Below are 11370 nucleotides of genomic sequence, written 5' to 3' on the forward strand. Positions count from 1 at the left end.
TTTTCCATGCGCCAGGTCTAAAACCTTCGCCTTTCAGGCGAAAGGCTTCAGCAGTTAAGGGATCGTGGTAAACTTGCTCATGGGAGGTTATCGCCATAAGCAAAGAATATCGCAAGGGGCCTCACACGATCTATGATATCCAGTATCATTTCGTATGGGTTACGAAATATCGTTATCATGTTTTGAAAGGAGAAGTGGCTTTTAGAACCAGGGAGATAATCCGTCAGACTTGTGAGGCCCGCAATATTACAATTCTTAATGGTCATGTTAGCAGGGATCATGTTCATCTGCATGTTTCATGTCCTCCAGAACTTGCTCCGAGCAAGATAGTTCAATATGTGAAAGGACGAAGTTCTCGACTGATTCAGCAAGAATTTCCGCATTTGCGTAAGAGATATTGGGGAAGGCATCTTTGGGCTCGCGGCTATTTTTGTGCAACAGTTGGGAATGTTACAGAAAAAATGATAGCCGCTTATATTGCAAGCCAAGAAAAGGCGAGCCCTAAAGAGGCCTTCACTATTGCTAATGACTAAAGATTGAACCATGTTAGACTTTCAGTCGTATAAGAAATCTACCTGCTTTCAGCAGGTAGTGGTTTAATGAATACGGGAAAAGATGTATTTTGCAAAATACTTAAAAAATAACGGGGGCATACATGGACAAAGGCAGACATACAAGAAGGGACAGGCTGGTCAGGGAAAAACGGCACGATACTTACAGGGAATCGGGTAAATGGACAGAGCCGACAATGTGTACTGAATGCAATGCCCTTTTCCTGGACGGGCGGTGGTCCTGGAAAAAACCTCCTGTTGATTCCAACAGGACAGTCTGTCCGGCATGCGAGCGCATTGCCGATAACTATCCGGCAGGCTACATAGAAATAAAAGGACCTTTCTTCAAGCAGCACCGCGAAGAACTCTTAAATCTTATTCGCAATGAGGAAAAGCAGGAGAAGGGAGAGCATCCAATGGAAAGGATCATGTCCGTTGTTGATGAAGAAAAATATATCCTTATAACGACAACAGGTGTCCATATAGCCCGCAGAATTGGGGATGCCCTCGCAAGGGCCTATCGTGGTGATCTTGATTTTCAATACGGTGATGCAGAAAAAAGTATAAGGGTCTATTGGAGTCGATAACAGCATGGAGGTAGATTAAGAGAATTTATGGTTGCCATATGAGTCAACTCCTCAATTTTTCTAAATTTTTTTCACAAAACGAAAAATTTGTCCATGACGGTGATTTTCCGTCAATGTTATTTCCGTACCATTTAACGTGCCTGTGGCGGCGATAGCCGGGTGCTTGACGGTTAGCCCGGCTTTCGCGCTTTTTCTAATTCGATTTTCTTCCAAAAATTGATATATAATAATATCAGGATGTTATATATTTCTGGCATTTTCCTGCCAAAACATAACTTATTGAAAATATGGACAATTTAAACCCAGAGCTAATAGGTCAGGCAAGTTTATTTGACTATGATCCCAGGCTCATTGTTTATGCTGACAAGTGTTGTTTCCCACATAATATCACCGGATCTTTCCCACAATAAAATACCGTGCTTTTAGGGCCCCGTTCTGCTCATTAATCCACCTTTATAATATTATGGGCACCACTTGGGGCTCTGCCCCAAACCCCGGGGTTTTTTGAGGCATAATGAGGACAAAGAATATGCAAAAAAAGGGGGGGAGCCGTAATAAGACTCCCCCAAGGTGATATTCTCCGCCCTCATTCCGGTTATCCCTTGGTGAGTTGCTCCCCAGCAGAGCTCACCTCCGTTTCACCGGAACCTTATGAAAAAATGGGTTATCCCATTTCCCAGGCGATTGATTTGTATATGTCAGCAACGGTGCCCGTGGTCAGGGAGACATAAAAGACCTTGTACAGGCCGGCATGAAGAGACGATGCCACTTTTCTGCAGATGCAGGTCTTGCCGCTGCCCACCTCACCGGTAACAAGCCCAATGCCACGTAGTTGTAACAAATAGTTGATCCTGGCCTCCAGCTCGCTTGCTGCATGTGAGGCAAAGAGTTCATCCGGAGCCAGATCCTTTTCAAAGGGGTGCCGGGTCAGAGCGTATGTTTTCCTATGCATCCTCTCTCCCTCCCATGTTTCTGGTGATCCTGCTGAAGTCCACAGGCTGCGGTGGCAAAGAGGGCTGTTCCAGGACGTTCTCAGCTCTGTCCTCCACTTCTACTGTCCCTGATGGACGATGCCGTTTCACAAAACAGTTGGCACAGGTGTCAAGGATTTGGGCGTGCTCAAGGGGCGATTCTCCCAGTATATAGTCTTTTTTCATAAAGCTCCTCCTGAAGACGTGAGCAGAAAAACTCGGGGATCATCCTATGGTCGTGTGTCCTTTCGGGCAGTAATAGCGGGCTATCAGACAGTATTCCGGGAACTTCCCTGCATATGTTCCATGCCTGGCAAGACCGCATCCTCCCCCGGGATGCAGAGGACAATGATCCAGGTGCGCCTGATTCCAGGCTTCCTGTGCTATGTAATCCTGTAATGACAATTTTGCTGAATAATGAACCTGCATATGAAAAAACCCGGTAGAAATGAACCATGCCCCTGCGGCAGCGGGAAAAAGTATAAGAAATGCTGCCTGAACAATCCCGCCATGGCGGGAACCTTTATATATACTGATCTGGATATGTTATCCAACAAAGTTAATGAACTTATCAAGGATGGAAGGCTGGCAGAAGCAGAGGATACGTGCCGAATACTCATGAAGAAATATCCGGACCAGATTGACGGCTTGCACAGATATGCCGAAGTCTATGAGGCCGTGGGGGAGAAACAAAAGGCTGCAAAGTATTATAGGAAGGCAGCTAACTTTGCGCAACAGAGTGGCGGATTTGGAGAGGAGACTATTGATTTATTCTTGAGGCAGGCTCGACTGCTTGCCGGAACGTCCGAAGAATAGTTCCTCTTTTATCCACCAATTCCAGCTATTCACCGGTGGGATAATGAAGCAATTGAAGCCGGTGGTTTTTTATTTAATTGGACTTGCAACACTTTATCCACTAAGACATATTTCTATTCGTGTGCCTTGGCATGATACGGGGTGGGATGGACGAGTCTGCGCGAAACCTCGTCTCAATGGAGCGTGCCTTAAGCTCAAACGTATTGGTCAAGAGCGGGATGATGCAGCCGAAGAAGCTGTGGCTGGGCAATCCCTGGTCGATCTGCCTCAAGAGAAGTGGCCCTGCTGTGTAACGGAGCGAATGGCCTTCATGGCTCCGTTTGAATATGTACGTACCGCCAATCATCCTTACAAGCGCACATCAGAAGGAAGCCACGGGCATTTCGATGAGATGTCATTCATTCGTGACATGATACTGGAATAACAACATCAGCTCGAATTCCAAAGGATAAAGGCAGTCTGAAATGGGCTTTCGTTTTTGGAGAAGAATCAAGATCGCACCAGGAGTGACCCTGAACCTGAGCAAGTCGGGCGGCTCTCTCTCGTTCGGACCACGAGGTGCGAGGTTCACTGTTGGCCGCGGGAAACGCGCTATGATGGGTATTCCGGGAACGGGGCTCTTTTACACCACGACTCTTCCAAGAGGGAACTCAGGTGGCAAGAGAAACGCGTTTTCAGTTACGCCAACAGCCCCTTCAGTCCGCGCAGAAGACCGCCCGACCCGGGTTTCTTCAAGCGGCTCGTCACGCCGGACGACGAGGAAGCTATGGTGGACGGTTGCCGTGAGTTGGTGCTGGTGAAGAAGAATCAAAATGCGCGGCGGAAAGGAATAAAAAGGAAATGACTTACCTCCTCTGCATATTGTGTGGTTTGGCGGTGGGCGGCCTCGTAGCCTGGCTGCTTGCGTCTGCCCGGGTTGCAAGATCCTTGACCACCAGGATTGAGGACCTTGCGCAACGGGCGAACACAGCCGAAGGCCTGGCTTCTGGCTTGGAAGCGACCATCGTAGAACTGCGTGCGCAAAACCAGAAGGCTGCCGAGGATCTTGCGAAGCTCAGAGAAGAGCTGGCCGGCGAGAACAGCGCGCGTGTAAAGGCCGAGACCCAACTGGCGGAGACCAGGCAACGCCTGGAAGAGGAGAAGAAGCTCCTTGAAGATGCGAAGGCCAAGCTCACGGACACCTTCAAGGCCCTCGCCGGTGACACACTCAACACCAGTACGACGGCATTTTTAAATCTGGCCAAGGAAACGCTGGACAAGGTGCTGGCTGACGCACGCGGCGACATAGGTAAGCGCCAGGAGGCAATTCAAGGTCTGGTCAAACCCGTCGCGGAGTCGCTTGCGAAGTTTGAGGAGCATGTCCGCGCAATTGAGAAGGATAGACAGGAGGCTTATTCGGGCTTGACAGAGCAGCTGAAAGGCCTGTCCACAAGCCAGCAGCAACTGCAGAAGGAAACCGCGAATCTGGTTACGGCATTGCGAAAGCCGCAGGTGCGGGGACGGTGGGGGGAGATGACCTTACGCCGGGTCGTGGAACTGGCGGGGATGTCCGGGCACTGCGATTTCACCGAACAGATGACCGCCTCCGCCGAAGATGGCCGCCTCCGCCCCGATCTTGTCGTGCGGTTGCCCGCCGGGCGCGAAATCGTCGTGGACGCCAAGGTCTCCCTGGAGGCATATCTTGATGCGGTGGCTGCGGAGTCGGAAGATGACCGTAAAACGGCCCTCGCGCGACATGCAGCGCAGGTCCGCAGTCACATGAATGCTTTGTCAAACAAACAGTACTGGACGCAGTTCACCAAGGCCCCTGAATTTGTCGTCATGTTCATTCCCGGCGAGTCATTCTTCGGCGCGGCGGTTGATGCGGATCACAGCCTCATCGAGGACGGCCTCGAAAAACACGTGGTGCTGGCTACCCCAACAACGCTGATCGCCCTGCTTCGCGCTGTGGCTTACGGCTGGCGGCAGGAGCAGATCGCCAAGAATGCCCAGGAGATCAGTGACCTCGGCAAGCAGATCTATGAACGCATGAGAACCATGACCGAGCACATTGCGGACATCGGCAAAGGCCTGGAGAAGGCCAACGCCGCTTACAACAGCGCTGTCGGCTCGATGGAAGCCAGGGTTTTACCCGCGGCACGGAGGTTCAAGGACCTGGGCTCCGCGACCGGCAATGACATCACTGCCCTGTCGCCTATCGAGACCACACCGCGCACCCTGACGGCACCGGAGGTGAAGGAGGACAAGGAATGAATGGAACCTTGGTACAAAATTGCCAAACCGCGCAAGGAAGTGAGAGAAGGCCGCTCGTTTAACCCGGACGAGTTCGCCATCCACCTGGAGCAGGTCATTTCCAGGGCTGCACCGGAGGATTACCTGAAACCCGAGCAGTTTAAGGAAAGTCAGTCCGACTTGACCGCCTTTTGTGGTCGTGTAGAGTATATTGCGCAATAAATGAACCATAGATCCATACAAGCTTTAAAAGAATATACGGGTCCGCGAGATCCTGTGGCCCGCCGGCAGCAACTTTGTAGAACAGGTCCAAAATGCCGGATGGTGGTGGAAGATTCTTATCCCTGCTGGCATGGGTCTGCTGCTGGGACCCGTAATTACTTTTTGGGCACCCGATAGTCATGGATGTCCGTTTTCTTCCTCACAATACCTGCCTTCAAGGTCCTGGACTTCTGGCCCGATATTGATGCCTTTTCTTTTATCAGTTTAGGCAGGCAAGCCAGTCAGGGGCACTGGCAACAATGATTGTATTGGATGCGTTTCTGATTTTTCTTGCAACATTTGGTGTATTGACCAGTTGAATGGCGGGCACATCCAATGCATTTTGAAATTTCATCAAATGAGGGCTTATTGCCGTGTCTGATAATTTTGCCTCAAGCATGAATTGCGGTTTGCCCCTTTCAGTTACAAGGAAATCAACCTCTTCCTTTTCCTTGTTTCTCAAATACCAGAGGTCGTATTCTCCAAGGCCAAAATCGGTCCAGAGTGTCACTGCACGGCTAAGCTCAACGGCAACCATGTTTTCAAACCGCAGAGCATGATTCTCTATCCTGCAGTAGTCATAGAAATAGATCTTTGGCTCTTTGACCAGGCTTCTGGAAATGCGTCTGCTATACGGACGAAGCCTAAAGATAAGAAAAAAACGTTCAAAGACACTTATCCACGATGATACCGTCTTATGGGATATCTTAAGTATTCGCGCATGACTTGAGGCAGAAAACGGATTGCCTGCGCATTCGGACAGGAGGAAATATAATGCCTCCATGGTGTCGACCTGTCTGACCGCGTATTCATCTCTTATGTCATCTCTTATGACCTGGTTGTGATATGACTTTGTCCAGCGCCGGTACTTGAGCTTTGTGCCCTTCACAAATGGTTCCGGGAATCCGCTTACATGAAACATAGTCTCCCATGTCTCTTGAGCTTTTCGGTTTTGCTCTGGGACTTCTAACAGCACATCTTTCTCATTCAGTCCTGTCGATGAAGCAAATAGTTCACCGACTGTAAAAGGGTAAAGGTGAAAATGCAGATACCTGCCCGCCAGTGAATTTCCTTTTTTGCGGGAAAGCTCCAGACGTCCACTACCTGTAGCCAGAAAGCGAAATTCATCCGAATAACCGTCGTAGACGCCTTTGAGGTAGTTCTTCCAGTTCCTGTATTTGTGAATCTCATCCAGGATGATTAGTGGGAGCTTGCCCTTTTCCCGGTCTACTTCTTCAAAGAAAGTTGGATTCTGCAAGATTTTGATTTTGTTGCCTGGAATATCATAGTTGAAATACAGCGAAACAGGCTCTTGTAAGGCAATGTCCTTGGCAAATGTTGTTTTCCCAGCTTGGCGTGGCCCGGAGACAAGTACCAGGTGTTTTTCTTTGTCAAAATCAGCACATATTTTTTTATAATAGTTCCTCTTTATCATAGAGACTAAATTAAAATAAATTACCAAAAAGTCAAGACCAAATGATAGTTAACTTCCATATAGCCAACAATCGCCCGTGTGGTTTTCTCACCCGATCTATTGGCCGAATCTGCCAATGAGGCGGCCTGTTTCGGCGGCAGTCTTGACCGGCTTGTCCCGCCGTTGATAGAAAAACATTAGAGGAGGCATTTAGGACAGCAGACCTTCAGACTTCTCACTGAAGATCTCGGCACTGAAGATGTTGACCTGTGTTTTTGGATCTTTCCAGCAACCAGGGGCCAGACCCGCCTTCATGTAGGTCTGATCCAGAAATGTAAGCCTGTCCCATCCATTTTTTGTAGCTACCTGAGGTAAGAGCACACCGTGGAATGGTTCCCGAATGATATATATTCCGTGGGAACCTGTCTTGATTTCGTTAATATCAGTTATCGGTCTCAACGGAGTGAGCGCGGAGATCTCCAAGTCTATCTCCTCAAATTCCGAGGGGCGGAGCGGGCGGAATCTCTGATCTTGAAAAGCTGCTGATATGGCCATGTCGCCGACTATCTCATACAGGGGTCTATCTGCCGAAAAGGTCCCTATGCAACCCCTGAGTTGGCCGTGCTTGTGAAGTGTCACAAATGCCCCTCTGTGTTCGAGGAGATTTGGATTTGTCACCCTGGGAAGGCTGAAAGGAAGGCCTGCCAATTCCGACTCTATGGCCTGCCTTGCCATTTTGAGTAACAGTCGCCTCTCAGGGCCGGTGAGCTTCTCATTTCCCATGTTCACAGTCTCCAGTACCTGATGGCATTCTCGTTAAAATCGTCGGGGTGATATAAATCCTTTACGTCTATTACCACGCCCCTGTCAGGAGTAAGCATGTCTTTTATTACTGAAGCCCCTGCTTCTTCGTAGGTCTTGTGGGCTACTGCAAGTATCACTGCGTCAACATTAGCAGGCAGGTCCTTCAGTAAACGAATGCCGTATGCGAGTCCGGCTTCCTGCGGATCGGCCAGGGGATCATGTACCAGGGGTTCAATTCCGTACTCCCTGAGTTCGTGGATAATATCTATCACCCTGGTATTTCTTATATCAGAACAATTTTCCTTGAATGTAAGCCCGAGTATTACGACCCTGGCCCCCTCCACCCGTATCCTGGCATGGATGAGTTCCTTGACCGTCCTCTGTGCAATGTATGAGCCCATTGAATCGTTGATGCGACGCCCGGCCAGAATGACTTCGGGATGGTATCCTACTTGCTGGGCACAATAGGTAAGGTAGTAGGGATCAACCCCGATGCAATGGCCGCCTACCAGCCCGGGTGTAAAAGAGAGAAAATTCCACTTTGTGCAGGCGGCCTCCAGCACTGATTGCGTATCAATACCCAGACGATTGAAAATAATGGCCAGTTCGTTCATAAGCGCGATGTTGAGGTCCCGCTGCGTGTTTTCTATGACCTTGGCTGCTTCAGCCACTTTTATGCTCTCCGCCCTGTATACCCCTGCATCCACTATAAGTTCATATGCGCTTGCCACCTCTTCCAGCGTATCCTGGTCTTGGGCCGCCACAACTTTTATTATCTTGTCCAGAGAGTGTTCCCTGTCTCCGGGATTTATACGCTCAGGAGAGTAGCCAAGCCTGAATCCTTCGCCACATTTGAGTCCGGAGGCCTTTTCAAGGACAGGGCAACATATGTCCTCGGTCACACCTGGATATACTGTTGACTCGTATACCACAATAGCTCCGTGTTTAAGGTTTTTCCCGACAATTTCCGAAGCAGAGACAATGTGCCTGAGATCAGGCTGCTTGTTGGCAGTAATCGGAGTGGGTACGGCTACAATGACCATGTCTGCTTCTTTTATGGCGGCAGGATCGTTTGTGAAGCTGAGATGCAATGACTGCTCGAAGTCTTCGCGGTCGACTTCTGCGGCAGGGTCAACGGCTTTTCTGTAACTGGCTATTCTGTCCTCGGATATATCAAAGCCGATGGCCTTTATTTCCCTGCCAAAGGCTATTGCCAGCGGGAGCCCGACGTAACCCAATCCAACTACTGCTACTGAATTTACCGCCATGTTATAAGTTCTCCTTAATAAATGTATTAATATCTTATCGAACAGAATGTTATATAATCTTTAGCAGGCAGTGATATCAGAAGAACTATAGTTCTGGCAAGTAAGTTGTGTCAATTTACCATAAATCTGAAAGGACTGAAAAGTAAGTAAATATTCTTATGAACCCGTGGTCCACTGTGCAGACCGTTCACGGGCAGGGGATATTTCTTTTCACTTAACACTTCAGCCCCTTGTTTTCTTAAGGCTTTTGACATGGGGGAGTCTTGCCCCCTCCCCGTTCTCCTTCGCTGCGCTCAGGAGCCGGGGTTTCCCCCACAGCAAAAGCCAAGAAAACTACGGGGGCTTCCGTTAAACTGTTCAAAGAAATATCCCCTTCCCGTGAACGGTTGCCATCCGTGCCCTGCCGCAGGAGCGGTTTGCCTTTTTACGGGATTTTGGGTAGCGGTTCGATTTGATCAAAGTAATTTATCTTCCGGCTTCGTATAATATTATTTTTATTATTGACTTTGATTTAAAATAATATAAATTTTGTTATTTGGAATTACTATATCATTTGAAAAATATGCTTATCTTATCAAAGACAAAGATGGATAAGACAATAACTTGTAATGATTGTAAGTCCTTCAATAATGATCCAGAAAAATCGGAGTCTTTATTCCCCGATATACTTATACTATCTTCTCATCATCCAGAGATGATGCAGCTATATGTGAATATCATGATCTATTCCTTATCGTGAAATGGTGTTGGCTTCACAGCAGAGTTTTTTGGTTAAAGAGCTCGAGTCTATGAAGGTCGATCTTTAAAGCTAAACCCTGAGAGTTTGGAAGCAAAGGAAGGAGGAATTTTTTAATGAAGAAATGTTACAGTGTTGTTTTGTGTGTGTGTTTTTTGTTCGGTAGTGTGATTAACAGCTTTGCCCAACTGACGGCCGAGGAATTGCTTCAAGTACTTATTGAAAAAGGAATAGTTACTGAGGATGACATTAAGAAGATAAGGGAGGGACGGATAGAGGAAATCAATGAAGAGTGGAAGCCGCCTCCTCCTGAAAAAGAGGTTGTTGTTAAAAGCGCCCGTAAACCCAAGAGCATCAACTTTAAGGGACGTGTACAGGCACGATACACTTCAATTGAAAACGGCGATCTAAGTAAAGTGACTCATCAGAAGGCATTTGACGACTCTGAATTCGATGGGTTTTCTATACGTCGTGTTCGTTTCCGCTGGTTCGGCAACGTGACTGACCGGTGGAAATACCATGTACAGTGCAGTGTAGACGGCGATTCAAACGAAGACAGGATAGATCCTGAAACGCCGGATTATAAACTCAAAAGAGACGACATTGGCGTAAAACTCCAGGACGCATATTTTGTGTATAAGGCGCATCCTTTTGTCAACATAAGGGTTGGGCAGTTCAAGTCACTTTTTTCGCCATCATATACTACGGACGGACCGGATCTTCCCCTGTGTGAACGTCCTCTCGTGATCGACAAGCTCGCCAGAAGGCGTGAAATCGGAATCAGCGTGGAATCACCCAGAAACGGTCAATGGGACGGCCGGGCCCACGGAGAAAAAATTCACGATTTGCCGTTCTTTGTCGCGGTCGGGTTATACAACGGCAACTCATTCAACCATATGCGCAATGACAACGAAAACTTCATGGTTACCGGCATGTTTCTCTGGAGACCGTCGCCACACTTCACTTTAGGCACAAGTTATGCGTATGATCAGGTGGGCTATGATTATGAAACCACTGTCCTTGGCAAGGCAAAAATAGTTGATGACCATTACGTATATTCCGTAGATAACCACAAAGTTGCGGATAACTTGCAGCTTTGGGATTTTAATTGCGCATTCGACTGGGAGCCGGTACACCTGCAGTTCGAATACATAACGCAAGATGGCAATAAGTCCAATCGTCAATACGGCTACGGTATACAGACACAGATAGACCTCACTGACAATTTCCAGCTCACTGCGCGGTACGATGAGTTTGATCCGGATGTGGATGTTGACAATGAGTTTGACAGCCGCTGGTATACAGTGGGGTACAATTGGTTCATTCACGGCCAGAATATCAAATGGCAGCTCAATTATACATTCCGGGAGGAGATGCATGGCGAGGACATCGACAATGATATCCTTGTCACGCATTTCCAGGTCCTATTTTAGGATGATAAGAATCGGACATGAGGGGCGTGGGCCGTCGTCCGGCCCAGTCATGGGATAGCGCCGGCGCCGGATTTGCTCAGTAAATATTCGGTGAACCCTTTATATCCTGCCTTGAAGCGGTTACCTTTTTCCGGGTTTCAAAGCTCACTCATTGCAGACCGAAAGAGGCAGTGCAATTTGGCCCGCGATCGAAACCCTGCAAAAGGCAAACCGCTCCTGCGGCAGGGCACGGATGGCAACCGTTCACGGGAAGGGGATATTTCTTTGAACAGTTTAACGGAAGCCCCCGTAGTTTTC

At 48.4% G+C, this 11370-nt stretch carries 13 protein-coding genes and 1 pseudogene; 8 read left to right on the forward strand and 6 right to left on the reverse strand.

Annotated features, from left to right (window positions below):
- Window positions 1–95 precede the first annotated feature (95 nt).
- Both C4B57_07890 and C4B57_07895 read left to right on the forward strand, forming a co-directional pair.
- The gene (locus C4B57_07890; GenBank protein ID PXF54205.1) at window positions 96–533 is read left to right on the forward strand and encodes an IS200/IS605 family transposase; all 438 of its coding nucleotides are present in this window, start codon (window positions 96–98) and stop codon (window positions 531–533) included.
- Between the two features lie 122 nt (window positions 534–655).
- A complete protein-coding gene (locus C4B57_07895; protein ID PXF54206.1) occupies window positions 656–1138 on the forward strand; it encodes an ATPase in 483 nt (160 codons plus the stop codon).
- A 667-nt stretch (window positions 1139–1805) separates the two neighbouring features.
- On the opposite strand, the pseudogene C4B57_07900 reads toward C4B57_07895, so the two are convergent.
- The 3 genes and pseudogenes from C4B57_07900 to C4B57_07910 all read right to left on the reverse strand — a co-directional run bounded on the left by C4B57_07900 (window position 1806) and on the right by C4B57_07910 (window position 2538).
- Window positions 1806–2090, reverse strand: a pseudogene (locus tag C4B57_07900) (AAA family ATPase).
- Window positions 2083–2295 carry a hypothetical protein gene (locus C4B57_07905; GenBank protein ID PXF54207.1) on the reverse strand — a complete coding sequence of 71 codons (213 nt, stop codon included), beginning with the start codon at window positions 2293–2295 and terminating at the stop codon, window positions 2083–2085. Before C4B57_07905 ends, C4B57_07900 begins: the two are co-directional and overlap by 8 nt.
- Before the next feature lie 39 nt (window positions 2296–2334).
- Window positions 2335–2538, reverse strand: coding sequence for a hypothetical protein (locus tag C4B57_07910; GenBank protein PXF54208.1), 204 nt, complete (start codon window positions 2536–2538; stop codon window positions 2335–2337).
- Here C4B57_07910 and C4B57_07915 point away from each other — a divergent pair, their 5' ends adjacent.
- From C4B57_07915 to C4B57_07935, 5 genes are read left to right on the forward strand one after another with little or no spacing between them, the layout of a single operon-like run.
- A complete protein-coding gene (locus C4B57_07915) occupies window positions 2539–2925 on the forward strand; it encodes a zinc chelation protein SecC (protein PXF54209.1) in 387 nt (128 codons plus the stop codon).
- A 43-nt stretch (window positions 2926–2968) separates the two neighbouring features.
- Complete coding sequence (locus C4B57_07920; protein PXF54210.1) at window positions 2969–3349, forward strand: hypothetical protein; 381 nt, start codon at window positions 2969–2971, stop codon at window positions 3347–3349.
- Between the two features lie 40 nt (window positions 3350–3389).
- The gene (locus tag C4B57_07925; GenBank protein PXF54211.1) at window positions 3390–3725 is read left to right on the forward strand and encodes a DUF4236 domain-containing protein; all 336 of its coding nucleotides are present in this window, start codon (window positions 3390–3392) and stop codon (window positions 3723–3725) included.
- A gap of 40 nt (window positions 3726–3765) precedes the next feature.
- Entirely contained in the window at window positions 3766–5178 is a 1413-nt protein-coding gene (locus C4B57_07930) for a DNA recombination protein RmuC (protein ID PXF54212.1), read from the forward strand.
- Window positions 5179–5379, forward strand: coding sequence for a hypothetical protein (locus C4B57_07935; GenBank protein ID PXF54213.1), 201 nt, complete (start codon window positions 5179–5181; stop codon window positions 5377–5379).
- Between the two features lie 259 nt (window positions 5380–5638).
- Here the strand turns inward: C4B57_07935 and C4B57_07940 are convergent, their stop codons facing one another.
- From C4B57_07940 to C4B57_07950, 3 genes are all read right to left on the reverse strand, one after another.
- The gene (locus tag C4B57_07940; GenBank protein PXF54214.1) at window positions 5639–6880 is read right to left on the reverse strand and encodes a hypothetical protein; all 1242 of its coding nucleotides are present in this window, start codon (window positions 6878–6880) and stop codon (window positions 5639–5641) included.
- A gap of 162 nt (window positions 6881–7042) precedes the next feature.
- On the reverse strand, window positions 7043–7615 hold the full coding sequence (locus C4B57_07945; GenBank protein ID PXF54215.1) for an AMMECR1 domain-containing protein: 573 nt from the start codon (window positions 7613–7615) through the stop codon (window positions 7043–7045).
- A 2-nt stretch (window positions 7616–7617) separates the two neighbouring features.
- Complete coding sequence (locus C4B57_07950; GenBank protein ID PXF54216.1) at window positions 7618–8904, reverse strand: nucleotide sugar dehydrogenase; 1287 nt, start codon at window positions 8902–8904, stop codon at window positions 7618–7620.
- Between the two features lie 852 nt (window positions 8905–9756).
- Here C4B57_07950 and C4B57_07955 point away from each other — a divergent pair.
- Window positions 9757–11073 (forward strand): hypothetical protein, encoded by a 1317-nt coding sequence (locus C4B57_07955; GenBank protein PXF54217.1) that lies wholly within the window; start codon window positions 9757–9759, stop codon window positions 11071–11073.
- The last annotated feature ends 297 nt before the right edge of the window (window positions 11074–11370 follow it).

This window comes from Deltaproteobacteria bacterium (assembly GCA_003194485.1).
In the GTDB taxonomy this organism is placed as follows: Bacteria; Desulfobacterota; Dissulfuribacteria; order Dissulfuribacterales; family UBA3076; genus UBA3076.